The organism is Paenibacillus sp. JQZ6Y-1 (genome assembly GCF_040719145.1).
Lineage (GTDB): Bacteria > Bacillota > Bacilli > Paenibacillales > Paenibacillaceae > Saccharibacillus > Saccharibacillus kandeliae.
The window spans coordinates 2788325-2814040 of sequence record NZ_JBFDUZ010000001.1 but is presented as its reverse complement, the minus strand read 5'-3'; the positions used below and the strand labels follow the sequence as shown (position 1 = coordinate 2814040).

General features: G+C 47.4%; 23 protein-coding genes, 2 tRNA genes and 1 other annotated feature. Of the genes, 23 read left to right on the top strand and 2 right to left on the bottom strand.

Going from position 1 to position 25716, the window contains the following annotated elements; translation table 11 throughout:
* Positions 1-175 precede the first annotated feature (175 nt).
* From pgeF to ABXR35_RS11975, 17 genes are all read left to right on the top strand, one after another.
* The gene (pgeF, locus tag ABXR35_RS12055) at positions 176-1021 is read left to right on the top strand and encodes a peptidoglycan editing factor PgeF (protein ID WP_367060069.1); all 846 of its coding nucleotides are present in this window, start codon (positions 176-178) and stop codon (positions 1019-1021) included.
* 6 nt (positions 1022-1027) lie between these two features.
* Positions 1028-1717 (top strand): YggS family pyridoxal phosphate-dependent enzyme, encoded by a 690-nt coding sequence (locus ABXR35_RS12050; RefSeq protein ID WP_367060068.1) that lies wholly within the window; start codon positions 1028-1030, stop codon positions 1715-1717.
* Positions 1718-1719: 2 nt separating this feature from the next.
* The gene (locus tag ABXR35_RS12045) at positions 1720-2169 is read left to right on the top strand and encodes a cell division protein SepF (RefSeq protein WP_367060065.1); all 450 of its coding nucleotides are present in this window, start codon (positions 1720-1722) and stop codon (positions 2167-2169) included.
* Between the two features lie 7 nt (positions 2170-2176).
* Positions 2177-2446 carry a YggT family protein gene (locus ABXR35_RS12040; protein ID WP_367060063.1) on the top strand — a complete coding sequence of 90 codons (270 nt, stop codon included), beginning with the start codon at positions 2177-2179 and terminating at the stop codon, positions 2444-2446.
* A 207-nt stretch (positions 2447-2653) separates the two neighbouring features.
* A complete protein-coding gene (locus ABXR35_RS12035) occupies positions 2654-3436 on the top strand; it encodes a YlmH family RNA-binding protein (protein WP_367060061.1) in 783 nt (260 codons plus the stop codon).
* 305 nt (positions 3437-3741) lie between these two features.
* Positions 3742-4335, top strand: a complete 594-nt coding sequence (locus ABXR35_RS12030; RefSeq protein ID WP_367060058.1) for a DivIVA domain-containing protein — start codon at positions 3742-3744, stop codon at positions 4333-4335.
* A gap of 160 nt (positions 4336-4495) precedes the next feature.
* Positions 4496-4772, top strand: a binding site (T-box leader).
* A gap of 65 nt (positions 4773-4837) precedes the next feature.
* A complete protein-coding gene (gene ileS / locus ABXR35_RS12025; protein WP_367060056.1) occupies positions 4838-7933 on the top strand; it encodes an isoleucine--tRNA ligase in 3096 nt (1031 codons plus the stop codon).
* Between the two features lie 287 nt (positions 7934-8220).
* Positions 8221-8712, top strand: a complete 492-nt coding sequence (gene lspA, locus ABXR35_RS12020) for a signal peptidase II (protein WP_367060054.1) — start codon at positions 8221-8223, stop codon at positions 8710-8712.
* A 60-nt stretch (positions 8713-8772) separates the two neighbouring features.
* Positions 8773-9738 (top strand): RluA family pseudouridine synthase, encoded by a 966-nt coding sequence (locus tag ABXR35_RS12015; RefSeq protein WP_436669367.1) that lies wholly within the window; start codon positions 8773-8775, stop codon positions 9736-9738.
* A gap of 812 nt (positions 9739-10550) precedes the next feature.
* Entirely contained in the window at positions 10551-11114 is a 564-nt protein-coding gene (pyrR, locus tag ABXR35_RS12010) for a bifunctional pyr operon transcriptional regulator/uracil phosphoribosyltransferase PyrR (protein ID WP_436669366.1), read from the top strand.
* Positions 11111-12022, top strand: a complete 912-nt coding sequence (locus ABXR35_RS12005) for an aspartate carbamoyltransferase catalytic subunit (RefSeq protein WP_367060049.1) — start codon at positions 11111-11113, stop codon at positions 12020-12022. Before pyrR ends, ABXR35_RS12005 begins: the two co-directional genes overlap by 4 nt.
* 96 nt (positions 12023-12118) lie before the next feature.
* Positions 12119-13444 carry a dihydroorotase gene (gene pyrC, locus ABXR35_RS12000; protein WP_367060046.1) on the top strand — a complete coding sequence of 442 codons (1326 nt, stop codon included), beginning with the start codon at positions 12119-12121 and terminating at the stop codon, positions 13442-13444.
* 107 nt (positions 13445-13551) lie between these two features.
* On the top strand, positions 13552-14682 hold the full coding sequence (gene carA / locus ABXR35_RS11995; RefSeq protein ID WP_367060044.1) for a glutamine-hydrolyzing carbamoyl-phosphate synthase small subunit: 1131 nt from the start codon (positions 13552-13554) through the stop codon (positions 14680-14682).
* A gap of 2 nt (positions 14683-14684) precedes the next feature.
* Positions 14685-17981, top strand: a complete 3297-nt coding sequence (gene carB / locus ABXR35_RS11990) for a carbamoyl-phosphate synthase large subunit (protein ID WP_367060042.1) — start codon at positions 14685-14687, stop codon at positions 17979-17981.
* 84 nt (positions 17982-18065) lie between these two features.
* Positions 18066-18815, top strand: a complete 750-nt coding sequence (pyrF, locus tag ABXR35_RS11985; RefSeq protein ID WP_367060039.1) for an orotidine-5'-phosphate decarboxylase — start codon at positions 18066-18068, stop codon at positions 18813-18815.
* A complete protein-coding gene (gene pyrE, locus ABXR35_RS11980; protein WP_367060037.1) occupies positions 18802-19443 on the top strand; it encodes an orotate phosphoribosyltransferase in 642 nt (213 codons plus the stop codon). Before pyrF ends, pyrE begins: the two co-directional genes overlap by 14 nt.
* Before the next feature lie 226 nt (positions 19444-19669).
* Positions 19670-19743: transfer RNA gene (locus ABXR35_RS11975), tRNA-Ile, on the top strand.
* Between the two features lie 117 nt (positions 19744-19860).
* Here the strand turns inward: ABXR35_RS11975 and ABXR35_RS11970 are convergent.
* The gene (locus ABXR35_RS11970; RefSeq protein WP_367060035.1) at positions 19861-20076 is read right to left on the bottom strand and encodes a hypothetical protein; all 216 of its coding nucleotides are present in this window, start codon (positions 20074-20076) and stop codon (positions 19861-19863) included.
* Positions 20077-20314: 238 nt separating this feature from the next.
* On the opposite strand from ABXR35_RS11970, the gene ABXR35_RS11965 reads away from it, so the two are divergent.
* The 6 genes from ABXR35_RS11965 (at position 20315) to ABXR35_RS11940 (ending at position 23976) form a co-directional block, all read left to right on the top strand.
* Positions 20315-20542 (top strand): hypothetical protein, encoded by a 228-nt coding sequence (locus ABXR35_RS11965; RefSeq protein WP_367060033.1) that lies wholly within the window; start codon positions 20315-20317, stop codon positions 20540-20542.
* A 53-nt stretch (positions 20543-20595) separates the two neighbouring features.
* Entirely contained in the window at positions 20596-22038 is a 1443-nt protein-coding gene (gtfA, locus tag ABXR35_RS11960) for a sucrose phosphorylase (protein WP_367060030.1), read from the top strand.
* Between the two features lie 223 nt (positions 22039-22261).
* Positions 22262-22347 (top strand) — tRNA-Leu (locus tag ABXR35_RS11955).
* A 388-nt stretch (positions 22348-22735) separates the two neighbouring features.
* A complete protein-coding gene (locus ABXR35_RS11950; protein WP_367060027.1) occupies positions 22736-23074 on the top strand; it encodes a hypothetical protein in 339 nt (112 codons plus the stop codon).
* Positions 23058-23615 (top strand): hypothetical protein, encoded by a 558-nt coding sequence (locus tag ABXR35_RS11945; RefSeq protein ID WP_367060024.1) that lies wholly within the window; start codon positions 23058-23060, stop codon positions 23613-23615. The genes ABXR35_RS11950 and ABXR35_RS11945 overlap by 17 nt, the downstream gene beginning before the upstream one ends.
* 7 nt (positions 23616-23622) lie before the next feature.
* Positions 23623-23976, top strand: a complete 354-nt coding sequence (locus ABXR35_RS11940) for a hypothetical protein (RefSeq protein ID WP_367060021.1) — start codon at positions 23623-23625, stop codon at positions 23974-23976.
* An 867-nt stretch (positions 23977-24843) separates the two neighbouring features.
* Here the strand turns inward: ABXR35_RS11940 and ABXR35_RS11935 are convergent.
* Entirely contained in the window at positions 24844-25677 is an 834-nt protein-coding gene (locus tag ABXR35_RS11935; protein ID WP_367060018.1) for a helix-turn-helix transcriptional regulator, read from the bottom strand.
* Between the last annotated feature and the right edge of the window lie 39 nt (positions 25678-25716).

The following is a 25716-nucleotide window of genomic DNA, read 5'->3' as shown; positions in this document are numbered from 1 at the left end:
AAAATGACTGCAATGCAGCGGTAGCGAACGTTGCAGTTCGCATAGGGAAAGGACTTGTTTTCTACGGAAAACAGGTCTTTTTCATTTACATCGTATATAGACTGTGCGATGTCCTATTGTAACGTAGGTCGAATATGAGATGATCGTTTTATATTTCTGAACAGCGAGGTGCAGCATGGAACCATTCGAAAGTCGTATTCAAACTACCGGACCGGAGCTGTTTCCGTGGGATTGCTCGGCATGGAGCAGTGGCATTAGTGCAGGGTTTACGGGACGTCGCGGTGGCATTAGCCGAGAGCCGTATCATTCGTTTAATCTGGCATATCATGTGGAGGATCGCCCGGAGGATGTGCTGGGTAACCGTCGTCTGCTTTGCGAAGCACTGGGCTTTCAACCGCAAAACTGGGTATGTGGTGAGCAAGTGCATAGCAATCATATTGCAGTGGTAACCGCCGATGATGCTGGCAAAGGCTGGGCAGATCGGGAAAGTGCGTTTCAGGATACAGACGGACTGGTGACAAATGTGCCGGGTCTGCTGTTAACTTCCTTTTATGCGGATTGTGTGCCATTATACTTTATAGATCCAGTGCATCAGGTAGTCGGACTAGCTCACGCTGGCTGGAAAGGTACAGTCGCCGATATTGCTGGTGAGATGGTACGTACGATGCAGCAGCAATATGGCAGTCATCCTGCCGATCTACACGCTGCTATTGGACCTTCGATTGGAGTGGACAATTACGAGGTGGATGCGTATGTCATGGACAAGGTGGATGTTTGGACAGCTGCGTTGCAGGGTAATGGACAAGAGCCTACATATGCAAAACCGGGATCACCCGGCAAAACGTGGCTGGATTTAAAACAATTAAACCGCGAAATCATGATTTTTGCAGGAATACAGCCACAGCACATCGAATACAGTAGATGGTGTACGTATGATCATCATGATCTTTTCTTCTCATATCGCGCTGATGGAGGCCGCACAGGCCGAATGGCAAGCTGGATTGGTATAGAAATGGAGTGACACAGATTGGGATTGCAAGAACGAATAGCTCAGGTACAGCAGCGTATTGAGGCTGCTTGTGCGCGTAGCGGACGACAGGCGGATGAAGTACAGGTGGTCGCTGTGACCAAGTATGTATCCACTGATAAAACAGAGCGTGTATTGAATGCCGGGCTGAATCATCTGGGCGAAAATCGCTGGCAAAATGCAAAGGATAAATGGGAAGCTCTGCATGAACGCGGAGTATGGCACTTTATCGGTCATTTGCAAACAAACAAAGTCAAAGACGTCATCGGTAAATTTCAATATATTCATTCACTGGATCGTCTGTCTCTTGCCAAAGAGCTGGAGAAAAAGGCGGCGGAAGCCGATTTGACGGTACAGGTATTTTTGCAGATTAATATATCGGGCGAAGAATCCAAATACGGAATTTCCCCAGAGCAGGCGCAGTCCTTGCTAGAGCAGGTTGCAGGAATGCCGCATATACAAGTAATTGGATTAATGACGATGGCACCAGAAGTGGATGACCCGGAGCAGACACGACCAGTGTTCCGTGGATTGCGGGAATTGCGTGATCAGCTGAACGGCTTGAAACTAACGCAAGAGCCGATTCAGCATCTATCCATGGGCATGTCGGGTGATTTTGAAATAGCTGTCGAGGAAGGGGCGACCTTTGTACGTCTTGGCTCCATCCTGGTTGGCAAAGAGGAGGATTAACGATGGGTGTAATGAATCGATTTATGAATTTTCTGGGGCTGCAGGAAGAGGAAGAAGTCATCGAGCGTGAGCAGATTATCGAGGAAGAAGAAGATTCGCGTGAAACTTCTCCGGCGGACGTACGTAAGAACAGTAGAGCCAATAATGTCGTCAGTATTCATTCACAGAAAAACGTCAAAGTCATTTTGAATGAACCGCGCAGTTATGACGAAGCGCAAGACATTGCCGATCATCTGCGTTCGCATCGTTCGGTCATCGTCAATCTGCAACGCGTTCGTACCGATCAGGCGCTGCGTATTATCGATTTTATGAGTGGCACGGTCTATGCGCTGGGCGGCAGCATTTCCAAAATCGGCGGCAACATTTTCCTGTGTACACCGGATACAGTCGAAATCGAAGGCACAATCGCTGAGATTTTGAGCGACGATTTTGATTATAACAAGATGAGGTGAGCGGACGTTGAGCGTAATTTTTGAAGTACTCGGTATTTTGTACCGCATTTACATGTACATGATCATTATCTACATCCTATTGTCCTGGCTGCCAAGTGCTCGCGAGAGCTCATTCGGACAGCTGCTAGGTCGACTGGTTGAACCTTATCTGGCACCATTCCGGCGCTTTATTCCGCCGATTGGCGGCGTGCTGGACATTTCCCCAATCGTAGCGCTGTTTGTTCTGCAACTGGCGTTCAGCGGTCTGCTGTATTTGCTGCAAATGCTCATTTACTAAGATGGCATGGGAATGATATGAAACAATCAAAGCTGAAGCGCAGTGCGGACGGTATGCAAAGTATTCATCCGCACTTCGTTTCAGCTTTTTGGTTTGCGTTAGTTACTCCTATCATGGATAGGCGTTCAACGTGAAGAACAATGGGATAGTGACAGTATCTATGTTTTAATAGACGCATATATCTTTCAGGAAAGGTAGACATCACGTATGAACAACAATATTTATCATCATTTTCACCCAGATGAGCGCGAATTTGTGGAACGGGCAGCAGAGTGGGTGGAGAATGCCGCCCGATATCATGAGCAAAAGCTGACCGATTTTCTTGATCCGCGGCAAGCGTATATTCTGTCCACCTTGGCAGCGCGTGAGCCGGATGTGCAGGTGCGACTAGAAGGTGGCGGTGAACATGCCGAGCGTTGCCGAGCGATCATTGCGCCGGATTATCTGGATTTGAGTCATGAGGATATGCAGATGGAAGTGCTGATGATTACACCAGAGGGTCAGAAGTATACGGAGCTGGAACATGGCGATTATATGGGTTCTATTCTAGGTCTAGGCTTGAAACGGGACAAGATCGGCGATATTCATGTGCTGGACGATGGATGCCATATTGTGGTCGCTTCTGAGGTGTCCTCTTACCTCAACCTGCATATGAATCAGGTACATCGACTGCATGTCATGACGGAGCTGCTGCCGATCAGCCAGCTGCGTTCAGCCCAGCCGGAGCTGCAAACGCTGGAGCTGTCTGTCGCTTCGCTGCGTCTCGATGGAATCGCCAGCGATGTATACCGACTAAGCCGCAGCAAAATTCTGGTGCCAATCAAGGCTGGACGCTGCAAAGTGAACTGGAAGCCAGAGGAAGATCCATCGCATCCACTAAAGGAAGGCGATATGGTATCCGTACAAGGATTCGGTCGTTTTCGAGTGTTGGAGCTTGAAGGCATCACAAAAAAAGGTCGGTATCGCGTGAAAATTGGAAAATTTGTGTAAATGAAAGCAGGAAAAAGACGGCTCCCCGCGGAATATATAATGCAACGACCTGTTTCAAGTTCACTATGTTCAGGTGTATATACAAAAGGGTCTGTATGTCCGGGCGAAGCCGTCATTTTACATGATTTTCCGTCTATGTCAGATGATGATTCCATGGTCAAAAGCTCAATACAATCGCCGCTGCAACCGATATAGTTATCATGTCGCCGCTTTATGTACAAGATGGTATTCAATCGTGTCGAAATGCAGTATGATATCACTAATGAGGCAGTTTAGCGGCCCGAATATTATAGGAGGTGTCTACCATGCCATTAACCCCGCTGGATATACATAATAAGGAATTCTCGCGCAGGCTGCGTGGTTATGACGAAGATGAAGTGAATGAGTTCCTCGATCAGGTGATCAAGGATTATGAGGGGCTTATCCGCGAAAACAAGGAATTGCAAAATCAGCTGCTCGGCGTTCAAGAGCGTCTGGACCATTTTGCAAACCTGGAGGAGACACTGAGCAAAACAATCATTGTTGCCCAGGAAGCGGCGGATGAAGTGAAAAACAACGCCAAAAAAGAAGCGCAGTTGATCATCAAGGAATCCGAGAAAAATGCGGATCGGATCATCAATGAGTCGCTGTCCAAGGCACGTAAAGTATCGATGGAAGTGGAAGAGCTCAAGAAGCAGGCTTCCATTTACCGTACTCGTTTCCGTACATTGGTTGAAGCACAGCTGGAGCTGCTCGGTCAAGACGGCTGGGATGCGCTGGAAAACCAAACGCGTGAGCTGGAACGTACAAGCAGCGAGCGTCAAGAGCGCAATGAGCGCGACCGTGAACAATGGAACCGTGATCGTCAGGATGAGCGCGAACCAGAAGAAAGCCGTTCCGGTGGCAGCGATCTATATTAAGGATCGGAGCCTTTGCACGTACGGATGATCAAGCTTCGGCAGATACGGACATTTGTCCATTGTTATGCCGAAATGGTTGACATTTGTCGGACAAAGCGATATAAATATTTTATAACTGTGACCGGATTATGTCCCGTGTCACTCCCCGCAATACATTTGCATACATTCTGTGATGGGGCCAGTACAGGTTATGTTTGTTCTTTAGAGAGTTGGCGGTCGGTGCAAGCCAATGAACAATGAACCATGGAATATCTCCCCGGAGAAGCGAGGCTGAAAGGAACCAGTAAGCCAAGCCGGATTGCCTGCCGTTATCAAGGCGCCGCATACATTGTGCGGGCATAAGTGTCATATTGAATGCACATGGCATGTTCTGAGGAGCATGATAATGGCGTTCATTATGAAACAAGGGTGGTAACGCGAGCAACCTCGTCCCTTTCCAGGGACGGGGTTTTTTGATGTTTTGCAAGCGGGATGGCTTGAATGAAGAGAGGATGAATCAATCATGCAAAGAGTGGATGTTAAAGAAAAAGCACGGGCGCGCGATCTGCGTATTTTGAACAAATGGAATACCGAAAAAACATTCCAGCGCACCATCGAAAACCGTCAGGATAAACCGAACTTCGTCTTTTACGAAGGTCCGCCAACAGCGAATGGCAAGCCGCATATCGGTCACGTACTTGGTCGGGTCATCAAGGACTTTATCGGTCGTTACAACACGATGAAGGGCTATCGCGTCGTTCGTAAAGCGGGTTGGGATACACACGGTCTGCCAGTCGAACTGGGCGTACAGAAGAAGCTTGGCATCTCCCACAAATGGGAAATCGAAGATTACGGTGTAGAGAAATTCATCAACGAATGTAAAGCAAGCGTATTTGAATATGAGCAGCAATGGCGCGATCTGACGGAAGCGATCGGCTATTGGACAGATATGGACAATCCATATATCACGCTCAACAACAACTATATCGAGAGCGTATGGAATATCCTTGCAACGATCCACGATAAAGGTCTGATGTACCGTGGACACCGCGTAAGCCCGTATTGCCCATCTTGCCAGACAACACTAAGCTCTCACGAAGTAGCGCAAGGCTACAAAGATGTCAAAGACCTGAGTGCTACTGCCAAGTTCAAGCTGCATGACAGCGGTGAGTATGTACTGGCATGGACGACAACACCTTGGACATTGCCTTCCCACGTAGCGCTGGCAGTGAATCCAGACATGGAATATGCACGCATTAGTCAGAACGGTGAAGTGTATATCGTTGCCAAAAACTTGGTTGACAAAGTAATGGCTCCAATCAAAGCTGAGTACGAAGTACTGAGCACACTGCCAGGTTCCGATCTGGTAGGCAAAACATACGATTCTCCATTCAGCTACATCAAGGCAGAGAAAACGAATATCATCCTTGGCGCAGGCTTTGTTACCGATGCGAGTGGTACGGGTATCGTACACATGGCGCCTGCTCATGGTGAAGATGACTATCGCGTTTGCCGCGAAAATGGAATCAGCTTCGTCAATCTGGTCGATCTGGAAGGTAAATTCGTACCAGAAGTGACTGATTTTGCAGGTCGTTTTGTCAAAGATTGCGATGTAGATATCATCAAATATCTGTCGGAGCACAACACCCTGTTCAGCAAAGAGCGTTATGAGCACAGCTATCCATTCTGCTGGCGCTGTGATACACCGCTGCTGTACTATGCGATGGACAGCTGGTTTATCCAAACAACAGCGATCAAAGATCAGCTGATCGCGAACAACAATGAAGTGACTTGGTATCCGGGTCACGTACGCGAAGGTCGTTTCGGTAAATTCTTGGAAGACCTCGTAGACTGGAATATCAGCCGTGACCGTTATTGGGGTACGCCGCTCAACGTATGGGTATGCGAAGAAACGGGCGAGCAATTTGCACCACATAGCATCGCTGAACTGCGTGAGCGCGCTATCGGTGATGTACCGGAAAATCTGGAACTGCACAAGCCGTATGTAGATGATGTCAAAGTACGCAGCTCCTGTGGCAACTACGAAATGAAACGTACACCGGAAGTGATCGACGTCTGGTTCGATAGCGGCTCTATGCCGTTCGCCCAACAGCACTATCCGTTTGAAAATAACGATGTATTCCAGCAGCAGTATCCAGCGGATATGATCTGCGAAGGCATCGACCAAACACGCGGCTGGTTCTATAGCTTGCTGGCAGTATCGACATTGCTGACAGGTGAAGCGCCATACAAAGCGGTTATGGCAACGGGGCACGTCCTAGATGAGAGCGGACAGAAAATGTCCAAATCGAAAGGTAACGTGATCGATCCGTGGGAAGTGATTGATGAATATGGAACAGACGCATTCCGCTGGGCATTGCTGTCCGATAGCGCACCGTGGAACAGTAAACGTTTCTCCAAAGGCATCGTTGGCGAAGCGAAGTCCAAGCTGGTGGATACACTGGTGAATACCCATGCGTTCCTGACGCTGTATGCAACGATTGATGGTTTTGATCCGGCAGAGCATCCATTCCAACCGTCGGCACACAAGCTGGATCGCTGGATCGTTTCCCGTCTGAACAGCCTGATCATCGTAGTTGAAAAGGCACTCGCAGTGAACGATTACCTGAATTCGTCCAAAGCGATTGAAGCATTTGTCGATGAACTGAGTAACTGGTATATCCGCCGTTCCCGTGACCGTTTCTGGGGTACTGGATTGACTGAAGACAAGCTGGACGCATACCGTACACTGACTGAGGTATTGTTGACCACTGCGAAGCTGCTGGCACCATTTACACCGATGCTGGCTGAGGACATTTATCTGAACCTGAGCAGTGGCGAGAGCGTGCATATGGATGACTATCCGGTATCCAACGAAGCACTGATCGACTCTGAACTGGAACGCGATATGGAAACAGCACGCCGCATCGTCGAACTGGCGCGCAACGTGCGTAACGAAACAGGTATCAAAAACCGTCAGCCGCTGTCTGAGCTGATCGTATCAATCGACAAGGACTTTGATCTGGCAAGCTATGAAGAGATCATCAAGGACGAGATCAACGTGAAAGGTATCCGTACTGAGCACGACGATGCAGGCTTTGTTGATTTTAGCTTCAAGCTGAACCTGAAAGTAGCTGGTAAAAAATACGGCAAAAATGTCGGCTTCCTGCAAAACTTCTTTAAAGAAATGACGGCAGAAGAAACTCGTCATGTTGTACAAGCAGGCGTGCTGAACATCACTTCGCCGGAAGGTGAAGAGCTACATGTAACGAGTGAAGAATTGCTGGTCGAGAAAAAAGCCAAATCCGGCTTTGCCTCCGCATCTGGCTATGGTCTGACCGTTGCACTCAACACCGACATCACACCAGAGCTGGAACAAGAAGGCTGGGTGCGCGAAGTGGTACGTACCGTACAGGACTACCGCAAAAAGCTGGATCTGCCGATCGAGAAATATGTGCATCTGACTCTCAACGTTAGCGACGAGCTGCGTCAGGCAATCGAAGCCTTTGACAGCGTACTGCGTGAGAATGTACTCGTAACCGATGTAACCTTTGGTGAAGTAGAGGGAATGGAGCAAGTCGAGCTGGTTGGGCAAAAAGCCAGTATCCACGTATCGTAATCTGTTATTGCGCTTGACCTGTAATAAGCCTTCATTGTTATATATAAATCGTTTGAATACAGCAGCCTGTTTCCTTTGATTAGGACACAGGCTGCTTTTTTATGTTGGTAGGATTGTGCTTGGAGCATACAAGGACATGGCATCACCAACCGATCCCTGTTTGATCAATAGACGCACCCCCACCCCTATGCTACAATAAGAAAAGCTGTGTTCACGATGAAACGGACCCTGTAAGGCGATCCGCTGTCGCCTACACAGGGATTGAACAAACAGGGTGGAGGATGAACGTGATCTATTATGTCATTGCGCTCGTGGCAATTATTATTGACCAGATTAGCAAATTTTTCGTAGCAACGCGCATGGAGTTGAGAGAGCAAATTCCGGTGATTGGTGACTTTTTCTTGATTACGTCGCATCGTAACCAAGGAGCAGCATTTGGTATTTTGCAAAATCAGCGCTGGTTTTTCATCGTGATTACAATTGCGGTTGTTGTAGCAATCGTATGGTACATTCAAAAAGTGAAATCACGTCCAGATAAGCTGCTGCCTGTCGCATTATCGCTTGTACTTGGCGGGGCGGTCGGCAACTTTATAGATCGTGCACGGATGGGAGAGGTCGTCGATTTCTTCCAGTTTAATTTTGGCAGTTATACCTTCCCGATCTTTAACGTTGCGGATTCCTGCATCGTGGTCGGGGTGGCGTTGATCATTCTAGACGCGCTGCTAGATATGCGCCGCGAAAAGAATCAGCCTGCAGAGCAGAAAGAGGAGAACATCTAAGTGAGTAATCATAATAATGAGCAATACCCGCAAAATGAAGCGGAACTGAACGACCAGACATTGGTTGACGACGTATCCGCTGAGCTGGATGACGAAGAAGCTGGCTCCGAGACATTGGAGTGGACCGTGGAAGCGGCAGATGCCAAAGCACGGATTGACAAATACATTACCGACCGGATGCCGGAAGGCTTTTCCCGTTCCCAGATTCAAGGTTGGATCGCAGATAATCATGTGACCGTCAACGGACAAACCGTCAAAGCCAATCGCAAACTGGCAGAGGGCGAGCAGGTCATCGTAACGATTCCCGATCTGTCTGCAACTGAACTGGAACCAGAAAATATTCCGCTCAATATCGTATATGAGGATTCCGATCTGATTGTTATCAACAAAGCACGCGGCATGGTCGTACATCCTGCTGCTGGTCACTATTCCGGTACAATGGTCAATGCACTGATGTATCACTGTACCGACCTGTCTGGCATTAATGGTGAGCTACGTCCCGGTATCGTACACCGTATCGACAAGGATACCAGTGGACTGCTGATGGCTGCCAAAAACGACAAAGCCCACGCATCCCTGTCGGCTCAGCTCAAAGATCACAGCGTAACCCGTAAATATATTGCGCTTGTACACGGCAATATCGATCACGATCATGGTACCATCGACGCTCCCATCGGACGCGCATCCCAGAACCGTAAAATGTTCACTGTCACTGAGAAAAATGGTAAACATGCGGTCACTCATTTTGCCGTGACCGAACGCTTTGGCGATTTCACTGTTGCCGAGCTTCGTCTCGAAACCGGACGTACCCACCAGATTCGCGTACACATGAAATTCATTGACCATCCATTGGTTGGCGACCCAATGTACGGACGCGTCCGCGCCAAAGCTACCTTTGTGAAGGGGCAGGCGCTGCACGCTGCCGTCCTCGGCTTCGTCCACCCAACGACCGGCGAATACCTCGAATTCGAGGCACCGATCCCGGACGATATGGAACAAGAACTGTTCGCCCTGCGTAACCGTTAAGTTCTTTTATAGGCAGACGGATCACATAATAAACGTCTGCCGATCGATACAAAAAGACTGGAATCTGCCTCAACAGCGGATATCCAGTCTTTTTGCATAGATTGATAACTTTTCCTAATATCCATACTGCTTCCTATTGCCCTATAGATCATCCCCATATATAAAACTTGCATCTCCTCAATCCAAACCTACAAAATTCATCGTGTGAGGTGTGAGGTGTGAGGTGTGAGGTGTGAGGTGTGAGGTGTGAGGTGTGAGGTGTGAGGTGTGAGGTGTGAGGTGTGGCAAGCCGTACGGAACGGAGGAAAAGGAACAATGCTAAAAGACCGACTTTGAAGAGTGGAGTTTTTACATCTTACCCCCTATTCAGAAAAATTCTACTCTTCACCTGAGGTCGTTGGCATGTTCCTTTTCTGGAGTTTTGTCTGCCTAGCAGCTGCCTATTCATAAAACGAATACCGCCAATAAGGTTGACATCCCCGCCCGCATCTGTCATAATTCAGTTCAGATGAATAAGCACCTTTAATTCAGTCCCGAGAGACTGGCAAGGTAACGTGAATGATGTTCACTGTAAGTACGCCCTCCGCTGGAGTGGCGAGGTTACAGTGCGTCTAAGTATGACAGTCATAACCGCTGGTAGATGACTGCAGACTCCTTGCCGTTTAGGGCAGGGAGTTTTTTTATACCCTGCTTTCGATGGTAGAGCAATGACAGCAGAGGAGTAAGCAGCATGACCACATGACGGTATGCCTGTTAACCACGGGGCCTTAGGTGTAAGCAACATAAACCTGAGGAGGCTACAAATCATGACGATGGATACGCATATCAACATTATCATGGATGAGACGGCAATTCGCCGGGCACTGACCCGTATTGCACACGAAATTTTGGAAAAAAATAAAGGGATCGAAGATTGCATCATCGTCGGCATTCGTACACGCGGCGTGTATCTGGCACGACGGATTGCAGCACGTATTCAAGAGATCGAAGGGACTCCGGTTCCTTACGGCGAACTGGACATCACAGGTTACCGTGATGACCGCAGCGACGAGCCAAAGGCGGCACTGGGCGAACAAGTGCGACTGACGCCAGAGAATCTGAGCATTCGCGATAAGAAGATTATTTTGATCGACGATGTACTATATACAGGCAGAACGATCCGCGCAGCAATGGATGCGCTGATGGACTGCGGACGACCGAACATGATTCAACTGGCGGTACTGGCTGACCGCGGACACCGTGAGCTGCCGATCCGACCGGATTATATCGGTAAGAATGTACCAACATCCAAGCTGGAAGAGATTGAAGTGCTGTTGAGCGAAGTAGACGGGAACGATCAGGTCAACATCCTGCAACGACGGGAGGTACTGGTATGATCATGACAACGACAAACTTGAACCAACGCAGCCTGCTGGGACTGAAGGGTATGAGCGCTTCTGAATTGACTTCGATTCTGGATCGCGCCGCTTACTGGGACGCACACACCGAGAAACAGGTGTCCGTCCTACAAGGCAAATTCGTAGCGAATATGTTTTTCGAAAACAGTACCCGTACGCGCGTCTCCTTTGAAATGGCACAAAAGCGACTGGGCGCGGAAGTACTGAATTTTACCTCTGCGGCTTCTAGCGTAGAGAAGGGCGAATCGATCTACGATACCGTTCGTACACTGGAAAGTATGGGCATCGATGCTGGGGTCATTCGCTTGAAACCAGCAGGTGTGCTGCAACAGCTAGCACAGAAAGTTAGCGTCCCGTTAATTAACGCTGGTGACGGTAACAACGAACACCCGACACAGGCACTGCTTGATCTGTACACGATGAAGCGTCATTTTGGCGAAATGAAAGGTCTGCGTGTCGCGATTGTGGGCGACATCATGCACAGCCGCGTCGCTCGCTCCAACTTCTGGGCGCTGACAGCGATGGGGGCAGACGTAAGCTTCTGCGCACCGGATAATATGAAAGCAAACGATATTCCAGATATGAAATACATCTCCATGGAAGAAGCACTGCAAGCCGATGTGGTCATGATGCTGCGAGTACAACTGGAGCGTCACGCTAGCGGCATGATCCAATCTGCGGAAGACTATCGACTGCACTATGGACTGACAGAGGAGAGAGCAGCCAAGCTGAAGCCACACGCGATCATCATGCACCCGGCTCCGGTCAACCGTAATGTCGAGATCGACGATGCCTTAGTCGAAAGTCCAAAATCCAAAATTTTTACGCAAATGCAAAATGGTGTACCGATCCGTATGGCGGTTATCGAACGTGCACTGCGCAATTAACCATACAGTAGATACACTTGAATAACGATTCAGGTATCCGCATCTGTATGCAACGATTATGCAGTGGGCGGATACCGACAAACTCGGAGGTAGATCATGACACTTTTCATAAAAAACGCAAATGTACTGAACGGACAAGGTGAATTGAGAGCAAAGCATGTATGGGTAGAGGATGGCAAAATCGCCCGTATCTTCCCCGCAGATCAGGCGGCAGAAGAGATCATTCGCGGACTTGGAAATGGCACGGAATGGACGGAAATTGACGGTACAGGCAAGCTGCTGACACCGGGCTTGATCGATATGCACGTGCATCTGCGCGAACCGGGATTTGAACATAAAGAAACGATTGCTAGCGGTACGGAATCGGCAGCTAAAGGCGGGTATACCACCATCGCTTGTATGCCGAATACCAAGCCGGTGACAGATAAACCAGAAGTAGTAGAACTTATTTTGGATAAAGCTGCACAAGCCAATGGCGTCAAAGTACTGCCGTATGCAGCGATCACGTACAACGAACTAGGACGCGAATTGACTGACTTTGCAGCACTCAAAGCAGCCGGTGCTATCGGCTTTACGGATGACGGTGTGGGTGTACAGAATGCGCAAATGATGAAGGATGCGATGAAGCTGGCAGCTTCCATGGACATGCCGGTCATCGCTCACTGTGAGGACGATTCGCTCGTTGTTGGCGCAGCCGTAACGGATGGCGAATTTGCCCGCAAGCACGGACTGAAAGGTATTCCGAACGAATCCGAAGCGATTCATGTTGGACGCGATATTTTGCTCGCGGAAGCGACAGGCGTTCACTATCATGTATGCCACGTCAGCACCGAGCAGTCGATCCGCCTGATCCGCTTGGCGAAATCAATCGGCATCAACGTGACTGCCGAAGTATGCCCGCATCACTTGATCTTATCCGATGAAGACATTCCGGGTATGGATGCCAACTGGAAAATGAACCCACCGCTACGCTCGCCGCGTGACGTGGAAGCCTGCATCGCTGCACTGGAAGATGGGACACTCGACATCATCGTTACCGACCATGCACCGCATAGTGCCGAGGAAAAAGCGAAGGGCATGGAGCTGGCGCCGTTTGGTATCACTGGATTTGAAACAGCATTTCCACTGCTGTATACCACATTCGTCAAGACGGGACGTTGGTCGCTTGAACTGCTCGTACAGCGTATGACTGCTGATCCGGCACGAGTATTCCGCCTTGACAGTGGACGTCTGGAAACGGGCGCACCTGCTGATCTGACATTGATCGATCTGGATAGTGAAAGAGCAGTTGATCCGGCGACATTTGCCTCCAAAGGAAAGAACACACCATTTACAGGATGGAAGCTACAAGGGTGGCCAACCACGACAATTGTGGGCGGTCAAATCGTGTGGTTAGAGAAAACTATAACAACTAGTGCATAAATATACCATCTTGTGATATAATTATTCAGACGATCAAATAAGAAGGACGCATGGGTGTCCATGCTCCATCATTATAACTTTCAGGAAAGACAGAGGAGTGAAACGGAATGCAGGCAAAATTGTTATTGGAAGACGGAACATTATTCACCGGCCGTAGCTTCGGAGCGGAAGGCGAAACGACGGGAGAGGTTGTATTCAATACCGGAATTACCGGTTACCAGGAGGTACTGTCCGATCCGTCGTACTGCGGGCAGATTGTAACGATGACTTATCCACTGATCGGAAATTATGGTATTAACCGCGATGACTTCGAGTCGGTTCGTCCATATATTAATGGATTCGTTGTCCGACGGCATGAGCCGGTTCCAAGCAACTGGCGCGCTCAGTACAGCATCGACGAACTGCTGCGCGAATACGGCATCATCGGCATTAGCGATATTGATACACGGATGCTGACACGCCGCATCCGTCATCAAGGCACGATGCGCGGTATTCTGTCCACCGCATCGCTGTCCACAGAGGAATTGATGGAGCGTCTGCAAGGCACGACATCTTCCATTGATCAAGTGAGCCGTACATCGACTCGCCACATCTACAGCAGTCCTGGTGCCAAAGAGCGCATCGTGCTGATCGACTACGGCGCGAAGAGCGGGATTGTGCGCGAGCTGACACAGCGCGGTTGCGACGTGGTCGTAGTACCACAGGATACAACAGCTGAGCAGATTCGCCGTCTGCACCCGGATGGCATCCAGCTGTCCAACGGCCCTGGGGACCCGAAAGACGTTCCTCATGCAGTAAACGTATTGAGCGAGTTGCTGGGCGAATATCCAATCTTCGGCATCTGCCTTGGTCACCAGCTGTTTGCCCTAGCATGTGGTGCGGACACCGAGAAGCTGAAATTCGGTCATCGCGGTGGGAACCACCCTGTCAAAGACCTGAGCACAGGACGCTGCTATATCACATCCCAGAATCACGGCTACACGGTCAAAGAAGAATCCATCGTAGGAACGGATCTGGAAGTAACGCATATCAACAACAACGATAAAACGATTGAAGGACTGAAGCACAGCAAATACCCTGCCTTCTCTGTACAGTACCACCCAGAAGCGGCACCGGGACCATTTGACAACAGCTATCTGTTCGATCAATTTTTGAATATGATTCGTGAGCATAAGCAAGATAATCCGAAGAAAACACGCCAGGCCGAAATGTTTGCCGCTGTGAAAGGAGCCAACTAAGCATGCCTAAAAATAATGACCTCAAGAAAATCCTCGTGATCGGTTCCGGTCCGATTGTAATCGGCCAAGCAGCCGAGTTTGACTACGCAGGAACACAGGCGTGTCAGGCGCTCAAAGAAGAAGGCGTTGAAGTGGTGCTGATCAACAGCAACCCAGCAACGATCATGACGGATACCAACATGGCGGATAAAGTATACATTGAGCCGATTACACTGGAATTCGTAACCCAGATCATTCGTCAGGAGCGTCCAGATGGACTCCTGCCGACACTGGGCGGTCAAACCGGTCTGAACATGGCGGTGGAACTGGCACGCGCTGGCGTATTAGAAAGCGAAAATGTAAAACTGCTCGGTACGCAACTGAACTCCATCGAAAAAGCGGAAGATCGTGATCTGTTCCGCGACCTGATGAGAGAACTGGAACAGCCGGTTCCAGAAAGTATCATCGCTACCACATTGGAAGAATCGCTCGTATTCGCCAACGAGATTGGTTACCCGATCATCGTACGCCCGGCGTATACACTGGGCGGCACTGGCGGCGGTATCTGTGCTAACGAAGAGGAATTGCGCGAAACGGTAGCCGCAGGTTTGCGGTATAGCCCAATCGGTCAATGTCTGGTTGAGAAGAGCATTGCGGGCATGAAGGAAGTCGAATACGAAGTCATGCGCGATGCGAACGATAACTGTATCGTCGTATGTAATATGGAGAACTTTGACCCGGTTGGCGTCCACACTGGCGACAGCATCGTAGTAGCGCCAAGCCAAACACTGTCTGACCGTGAATATCAAATGCTGCGCTCCGCGTCGCTGAAAATTATCCGCGCGCTGAACATCGAAGGCGGATGTAACGTACAGTTCGCCCTTGATCCGCAAAGTTATCAATACTACGTGATCGAGGTAAACCCGCGTGTCAGCCGTTCCTCGGCACTGGCATCCAAAGCAACAGGCTATCCGATTGCCAAAATGGCTGCCAAGATCGCCCTCGGTTACACACTGGATGAGATCATGAACCCAGTAACTGGTCAAACCTACGCATGCTTTGAACCAACACTGGATTATATCGTTGCGAAAATCCCACGCTGGCCGTTCGACAAGTTCACGAGTGCGAACCGTAAGCTAGGTACGCAAATGAAAGCAACGGGCGAGGTTATGGCAATCGGTCGTACCTTTGAAGAAGCGATTCACAAGGCAGTACGCTCACTGGAAATCGGTGTGCACAGCATCGCGCTGAAGGATGCACACGAGATTCCTGATGAGAAACTGAACGAGCGCCTGACCAAAGCGGATGATGAGCGTCTGTTCTTGGTAGCAGAAGCATTCCGTCGCGGCTACAGTCTGGATCAGATTCAAGAGCTGACCAATGTGGACTGGTGGTTCTTGGACAAAATCGAGCGTATCGTCGCTTACGAATCCGTAATCGCTATGGAAGAACAACTGTCTGACGAAACGCTGTACACAGCGAAGCGTCTCGGCTTTACCGACCGTACGATTGCCGAGTTGCGTAAGCCGAACCAGCCGGATGATACATTCAGCAATGAGCATTCCATCCGCACTTATCGGAAAGAAAAAGGTCTAGTGCCTGTATATAAAATGGTTGATACGTGCGCAGCTGAGTTTGAAGCGACCACGCCTTACTACTACTCGACCTATGAAACGGAGAACGAAGTTACACAAGCCGAGAAGCAAAAAATCGTCGTGCTTGGCTCCGGCCCAATCCGTATCGGTCAAGGTATCGAGTTTGACTACTCCACAGTACATGCCGTATGGGCGATTCAAGAAGCAGGCTATGAAGCGGTAATCATCAACAACAACCCGGAAACGGTATCGACCGACTTCAACACCTCTGACCGTCTGTACTTTGAACCACTGTTCTTCGAGGACGTAATGAACGTGATTGAGCAGGAGCAACCAATCGGTGTTATCGTACAGTTTGGTGGACAAACGGCGATCAACTTGGCTGCACCACTGCAACAAGCAGGTGTGAACATCCTCGGTACGAGCCTTGATAGCATCGACGAAGCAGAGAACCGTAAAAAGTTCGAAGCGCTGCTGTCCCGCTTGAATATCGCTCAGCCAAAAGGCAGCACGGTCCAATCGGTCGATGAAGCAGTAGAAACAGCACAACAGCTCGGCTATCCGGTGCTGGTGCGTCCATCCTACGTACTCGGCGGACGCGCGATGGAAATTGTCTACTCCGATGATGAACTGCTGCGCTATATGGCAGAAGCGGTGAAGATCAATCCAGAGCATCCGGTACTGATCGACCGTTACATGCTCGGCAAAGAAGTGGAAGTGGATGCAATCTGTGATGGCGACACGGTAGTTGTACCGGGCATCATGGAGCATATTGAGAGAGCGGGCGTTCACTCCGGTGACTCCATCGCGGTCTACCCACCACAGCATCTGACTGCTGAGCTGAAAGAGAAGATCGTCAACATCACGATCAAAATTGCTAAGGAACTGAAAACGATTGGTCTGGTTAACATCCAGTTCGTTATTTTCCAAAATGAAGTGTACGTGATCGAGGTAAACCCGCGTTCCTCCCGTACCGTACCGTTCCTGAGCAAAGTAACCAATATCCCAATGGCGAATATCGCTACACAAGCGATCCTTGGACGCAAGCTGGCAGATCTTGGCTATCAAGAGGGATTGTGGCCAGAAAGCGATCATGTATCCGTGAAAGTGCCGGTATTCTCCTTTGCTAAGCTGCGTCGTGTAGAACCGACACTCGGACCGGAAATGAAATCAACTGGTGAAGTTATGGGTCGCGATCTGCTGTATGCCAAAGCACTGTACAAAGGTCTGATCGGTGCCGGTATGAAAATTCCATCCACTGGCGCGCTGATTGCTACGGTAGCGGATAAAGACAAAGAAGAAGCAGTACGTCTGCTCAAAGGCTTCTACCGTCTTGGCTACAAAATCATCGCTACTGGCGGTACAGCCGAAGCATTGAAGGCAGCCAATATTCCAGTGACGGTAGTAAACAAGCTGTCCGAAGGCACACCGAATATTCTGGATCTAATCCGCAGCGGACAAGCGAACTTTGTTGTTAATACGCTGACCAAAGGCAAAACGCCTGAGCGTGACGGATTCCGTATCCGCCGTGAAGCGGTCGAGAATGGCGTTGTCTGCATGACCTCGCTGGATACAGTTGAAGCATTACTGACAATGCTGGATACAATCAACTTCTCTTCGTACGCGATGCCATCGCTGAGCACGCAAAAACAGGCAGAGCCAGCAAGTAAAGATATTCAAGCCGTTGTCGGTCAATTGCAGGATCAAGAAACGATCATGAGCTAAAAGCGAAACCATCATATGCGCGGCGGACCATTCTCGTGTCCGCCGTCATTTGTGTGCGCATCGATATAAAGGAGATGAAGACAGATGAGCGAATATGTACATAGCGCTGCCGCACGGCGGCTTATTGTGGCGCTGGACTACCCGGATGTAGAGCAGGCGCGACAGCTGATCGATAAGCTAACAGGCATTCCCTGTTATATCAAAGTGGGCATGCAGCTCTTTTATGCAGCCGGTCCAGCGTTTGTCCGCGAATTAAAGCAAAAAGGCTACTATGTCTTCCTTGATCTCAAAATGCACGATATTCCGAATACCGTCAAAGGCGGCGCCCATAGCATTACAAAGCTTGGTGTGGATATGTTTAACTTGCACGCCGCTGGTGGCAAGCAGATGATGCAGGCAGCCGTTGCTGGTATGGAGCAGGCATTGAGCGAGGATTCCAATTTGAGTCGTCCGCTGCTCATTGCTGTGACACAGCTGACTAGCACGTCCCAGCAGGTTATGAATGAAGAGATAGGTATCGCTGGGAAAGTGGAAGATACGGTTGTACGGTATGCTCAGCTGGCACGCGAGTGTGGATTGGACGGCGTCGTATCATCGCCGCTGGAAGGCCCAGCGATCAAGCAAATGTGCGGTGCAGCTTTCCTAACGATTACACCCGGTGTACGTCCAGCAGGCAGCGATGTGGCTGATCAGACGCGTATCATGACGCCTGGACGCGCGATTGCAGCGGGGAACGACTATCTAGTAGTAGGACGTCCGATTACTGCCGCAGCCGACCCTAGAGAAGCAGCAGAACAGATTATCAAGGAGATGAGTGAACATGTTAACCATTGAAGAAATCCCGGCACATATCGCCGCAGCCCTACTCAAAATCGAAGCAGTCGCATTAAGCCCGCAAGAACCTTTTACTTGGACATCGGGGATCAAGTCGCCCATCTATTGCGATAATCGTCTGACCATGTCGTATCCGTTTATTCGCGACCAGATTGCCGATGCGTTCGCAACGATTGTACGTGATCAGTATCCAGATGCTGATGTGATTGCTGGAACTGCAACCGCTGGTATTCCGCATGCAGCTTGGGTATCCGAGAAGCTGGATCTGCCGATGGCATACGTGCGTGACAAAGCCAAAGGTCATGGCAAGCAAAATCAGATCGAAGGGCTGATCAAACCCGGTCAACGCGTCGTTGTGATCGAGGACCTGATCTCCACAGGCGGTAGCTCGATCAAAGCCGCTGAAGCGATCCGTGAAGCTGGCGCTGAGCCACTGGTTGTACTGGCGATCTTTAGCTACCAGCTGGATAAAGCAGTGCAAGCATTTGAAGATGCAAATCTGCCACTGCAAACACTGTCTAACTACACGGCGCTGATCGAAAAAGCCGTTGAACTGGGCAAAGTACAGGAAGAGGATCTGGCGCTGCTGCATTCATGGCGCGAAAACCCAGAAGCATTTGGCAAATAAATAACTGTGTTCAATAGCCAATACTCATAATAGAACAGTGACAAAGGGGCAGCAGAGAAGAAGTTAGCGAATTGAACTGCTGCCCTTTTGCTTATTCATCTGTTTGGTAGTAGTGAAGGATCACAGTCAGCACGAAAATGATTGACAATTCATCAAAAATTGCGGTATATTAATTGAGTCGCTGTTTACATGAAGTACCATAATGAAACGTCAATTATGGTCGTGCGGGCCTATAGCTCAGTTGGTTAGAGCTACCGGCTCATAACCGGTTGGTCGGGGGTTCGAGTCCCTCTGGGCCCATATGAAAAAAGACGATTCGTCCGTTGAGATTTAACGGCGAATCGTCTTTTTGTGTTGAGATAGCATTCTAGTTTGATATAGAAACCGATACAGCTAGAAGCCGATGTTGAAGCAGAATCAGCTTTTATGCTTTTGCGGTTTGTTATCGTCACCGGTAAAATCATCTTCCAGCTTTTCCAAGGAATCGTCTACCGCCTGCTCTAGCAGATCGGATGCGCTATCTTTATGATTCGGATCGGGATCAGGAATCGGATCTACACCTGCGCCCTTGCCTTGTTCAAATGCTTCATCATTGTTTGTATTTTTCGGTTGCTTATCGTTATGTTCATTCATGAGTATACATCCTTTCCTATGGCGATTGATTTGATATTTACTATGATTGCTTACTGCGCAGTTGATGCAGCTCCATATGGATTTTTTTGTCCATATCGTTTTGGAGTACCCTCGTATGTGCGCAATATATAACTAGAGCATTGGTTACACGTCCAATGCCTATGTTATCGAATAAACATAACAGCATCAGTATGAATCAAATACAGTATAGATAGGAATGAAACGAGCAACAATCGTAATGATTATGAAAACATCACCGATTCAGAACGGTTCGGAGCAAATTGCTGCATATATTCGTTCCGACAAGCAGGAATTTTGGAGTGTGTGGTGTAATTTTACAGATAGCACGATATCTTTGCCCGATAGTATGGGTGACGAGATCATGCTGGGCAATCTGGAGCATCATGAAAGCGGTATATTGCGACCGTTTGAGACTGTTGTATTCCGCTCGATTCCACCAGATTGATTGCTACCATCGGTATACACATCATTCACCACGACTGAAAAGGAGAACCGTACATGTCAATTCAAAACAAAGCGATGCTGATCACGTATGCGGACAGTCTGGGCAATAATATGGGTGAGCTGGCAGATATTCTGGACCAGCATTTGCAGGGGGTTATCAGCGGGGTGCATTTACTGCCGTTTTATCCGTCTTCCGGTGATCGCGGGTTCGCGCCCATGGATTATACGCAGGTAGACCCGGCGCTCGGCAGTTGGGAAGATGTACGCCGGATTAGCAGCACCTTCTATATGATGTACGATTTTATGATTAATCATATTTCGCAGCAATCGAAGTACTTTCAGGATTTTCTGGAAAAGAAAGATGAATCTGCGTATGCCGATCTGTTTATCCGTTATAAGGATTTCTGGCCAAACGGCGAGCCGACCGAAGAGGATGTTGACCTGATCTACAAACGCAAGCCGCGTGCGCCGTATGTGGAGGTAACCTTTAAGGATGGCAGTACGGAAAAGGTATGGTGTACCTTTGACGAGCAGCAGATCGATCTGGATGTGACGACTGAGACGACCCGTCAGTTTATTCGCGACAATCTGAATTTTCTCGCTGAGCAGGGAGCGTCTGTCATTCGTCTGGATGCCTTCGCCTATGCGAATAAGAAGATCGGTACCAACTGCTTCTTCGTCGAGCCGGACATTTGGGAGATGCTGCAATATGCAGCAGATTTGACCGAGGCGAAGGGTGTAGAAGTGCTGCCGGAGATTCACGAGCATTATAGCATTCAATTGAAAATTGCCGATAAAGGCTATTATGTATATGATTTTGCATTGCCGATGCTCGTGCTGCACGCACTGTACAGTGGGCAAACGAATCGTCTGGCGAATTGGCTGAATATCTGTCCGCGTAAGCAATTTACCACGCTGGACACGCATGACGGTATTGGCGTCGTCGATGTGAAGGACCTAATGACTGACGAGGAAGCCGAGATGACACGCGAAAGCCTGTACAGCAAAGGCGCCAACGTCAAGAAAATCTATAGCAGCGAAGCGTACAACAATCTAGATATTTACCAGATTAACTGTACGTATTATTCCGCGCTTGGCAATAACGATCAGGCATATGTACTGGCACGGGCGCTGCAATGCTTCGCACCGGGTATTCCGCAGATTTATTACGTGGGTCTGTTAGCGGGCGAGAACGATATTGAGTTGCTAGAGCGGACGAAGGAAGGACGCAACATCAACCGTCATTATTATAGTAAAGAAGAAGTAGCGCAGGAGATTCAGCGTCCTGTTGTTCAGCGATTGTTCGATCTGCTGCGCTTCCGCAATACAAGTGCTGCATTTGACGGCGAAATTGCGGTGGAGGAGAGCGGAGAGAATGAGCTGACGATCACATGGACCCATGGAGAGACGTCGGCGCGTCTGGAAGCGAATCTGAAGACGCATGAGTTTTCAGTGACGGAGAATGCAAACGGTGCTGGCTGGCAGAGTGTATTGTAAGGAATCTGGCAGTATGTAGGATGGTGAAATGTGGGGGAAGAGTATGCTTATTTCCCCCTTATTTCATACGTTATAAAATTTTACTTTACAATTGGGCGTATCTGTTATACGATATATTGGTGTTCGGAAAACGGAAGTGATCTTCTGGAATGCCAATATACATAGCAGTCAGCAGTTTATGCTTTACCATTGGTGAACACACAAGCAACAACCTATTGAACATGCCGGGGTGGCGGAATTGGCAGACGCACAGGACTTAAAATCCTGCGGTAGGTGACTACCGTACGGGTTCGACCCCCGTCCTCGGCATATATTGTATGACTCAAAAACTCTTGCGTAGCAAGGGTTTTTTTGTTTTTTCTAACTAGACATCCGGTTTTTATTTCTTTATCAAGAATAAGTGTCGCTTTCAGTTTGGGGGACGAACTTTAGGATTGAATACATTAAAGTGAGGTGTGGTTCTACAACTGAGATTTTTGGTATAGTAATAAGTTTTGACTGTACCTACATGAAAAATAAAGTAACTATTAAAAGAATAATTTAATAGCATATTAATTGTTTTCTACATACATATATTGTATCTTTGTATAAATAGGATTATAAGGTTAATTTCTGTTTAATGTATATACAATCTTTATATTTTGTTTGTTAATGTATAAGAAAATTGATGAAATTATTTCGAAAGAGGCGATTACTAATGGAACCCAGAACATTTCGGTATAAAGATTTTAAAAGTGAAAATTATGCGAGTTTTTATTCTAACGCAAGTCTTACTTCGATTAGTCCTCGTGGAGAGATAGCTATAGATTTTTACGAGGAGAAATATGATCCTTTTTTAATTACAGAACAAGTTTTTGATGAGAATAATCAAGTTACTTCTACAGAATATAGTAGAGATATTCACGAAATTGTAATAGAGCGTGAAAGAAAATGTAGTGTGACGCTTAATAAGCAACAGGCTTTGGAATTGGCTGAATGGATTATCAATAATTTTGGAGATGATGGGGAGGAGCACAGGGATGAAGACCAAGAATAAAAATGAAAAATCAGGAGTTAATCTTGTTGGTTCTCAGCCTCGTTCAAATAATATACCAGGACGCTCTGTCGAAGTTAGGGTACATCAAAGATTAGAAGATACAATAATTAGCCAATATCAAACACCAAAACCTCGAAATAATTATGTCAAATACTTAAAGAATATTAGAGAAAATAGATTGCAACTTGATGAGGAAACAACACGTTTGAGAGCAACGCCATTGGTTACAATATTTGGATCTGATGTTTTGCAGGTGATTGATTCTAGACTTGCGGAGCAAGATATTCCAAAAAAAATTTCTAGATTTTTTTTGGATTTGGAGGATGTGATTGGTGTTAATCATTACTTAAATAAAAACGATCATAATTTCACAATTGTTCTAAATAAGGATCATGACGATATTACTAATAAAATAGCAGAAATAGATAACAAAATATATGATATTTATCCAGACTTTGAATATGAAGTGAATTATATAGTTTATGAAAATGGTAGTTTAGCTCCTTTATCTTTAGATGGTACTTTTTATAAAAAGGAGTAGAAACCATATGCCCGCTAAACTATCGCATCAAAGTAAATATAAAAATAACATTAAGTTGTATAACTATCTAGAGAGTTTAGAGATCAAGCCCAATGATTGGTTAGTAATAGTTTATTTTTATACCGCCTTGCACATTGTAGAATCAATACTAGCTGATTATCATAAAGATTCTGGAAACCATATACAAAGAAATAAAAGTGTAAAAAGTATGGCATGCTTTCGTGAAGTGAGAAACGCATATATGGCATTATATTTCGAAAGTAGGGCTGCACGATACGATTGCGTAGAAATAAATAATCAAAAAGTTACTAATGCCAAAAATAATTTAGAACGGATAATTACAGAACTATTAAATAAATGAATTTATCATTAATAATAAATATCAAAAATGATACTATATCAAGTCGCTTCAATATGAAGTGGCTTTTTTATTTATAAACGAAATACATAATAATAATTCTTTTTCTCTTTGATAAAAAATAAGCAACGTAAAATGTCTAATGTAGATTCTAAATAATCTACCAAAGTACATCTACTACAAATCTGTTGCTAGATATCCGAATAGTAATTGACGATAACGCGACCACAGCGTTGAATACAGTGTCCATTACAGTGACTGTAGTTGGTTTAACTGGATGAAAGTCTTTCTGGATCAGCCGTTCAATATGGTACTGGTATTGAATAAAGCAGGAGAACCGCAACGTCCTGATGAAATTTTGGATTGATTAATGTAGTCAGTACCATGAAAACTGACTTCGGATTCATGATGGTCAGTATAAATGATTTCATTCATTACAAAATAGCTTATTTCGCACCGACCAACGTAAAGAAATACGTCAAGCGTATTACTGGCAATAGCATACGGATGTTGTTATTGATAGGAATGCTTACAAGTAAGTGGACCACAACAGAACGGAAAGTGCAAAGTTATAAATGCAACTGCACACTGAAAGAGTGGGGTGTACGCAGTCTAGCTTGATCCTGATTAATATGGTTTGTACATCGACGACAGGCAGCAAAATGGCTAATACCTCTATTACCTGTATATCAGTAAGAAAGTCAAGGCCTCCACAGGTAACTCGCTACTGTAGCGTAAGGTGTCACTCACTATATAGACAGTAAAATAATGCACTTTAATATATAAGATATATGTAGAAATGAAAGTAGATGTTAATAGCAAAATGTTACAACTTTCGTTTGGTTTCAAAAATTAAACGTATTTTCCATATCACCGCAAATCCGACGGCTTACACCCCCGCAACTGCCGAAACACCCGATTAAACGTGCGAATATTCCCAAACCCGCAATCCAGCGCAATATCCAACAACCGCTCATCCGTATGTACAATCTGCTGCTCTGCCCGCCGAATTCGCAATTCATTCACATACGTGTTGTATCCCATCCCAGTCACATTTTTAAAAAAGCGCGAGAAGTGAAACACGCTCATCCGCGCATAATCTGCACCATCCTGCAAGGTCAGCGGCTGCGTACAATTTTGCTCCAACTGATCGAGCAGCTCCTGCATCATTTTTAAATGAGCAGTCGAACGATGCTGGCGCTTCTGCTCACCCGACCCGACTGGAATAAGTCGCTCAACCAGACCGCATAATAATTGCAACAGCCCCGTAATGATCATCTCCGACGGTTCTGCTTGCTGAGCTTCTACATCCAGTGCCTGCATCACCGGTGCGAGTTGAGCCAATGCCTGCTGTCGCTCCACAGTCATCCCATCCATAGAGGTAATAAAATGCGAGCGGAAATCCTGCTCTACTGGCCAACCCGCCGGACTGCCGATCAGACGTGGATTGAAAATGATCATGATGATCTCGGATTCGCCGCGACTGCTATCGTAATAATGAATATCCCCACTGCCGCAAAAAGCAAAATCGCCCGCCTTCAATACCCGCGTCTCATAATTGATTCCAATCTGCAAACTACCTTCCGTCACATACATAAACTCCAGATCATGATGCCAATGTGCCAAAAAGCTGATATTCCGAATCCGTCCCATTTGCACGGGTAACCCTTTACCATATGTACGATTCTCATGAAAAGCTCGCATTCTTCTCACCTCATGTTTCCTGTTGTGTGTCCCTAGATT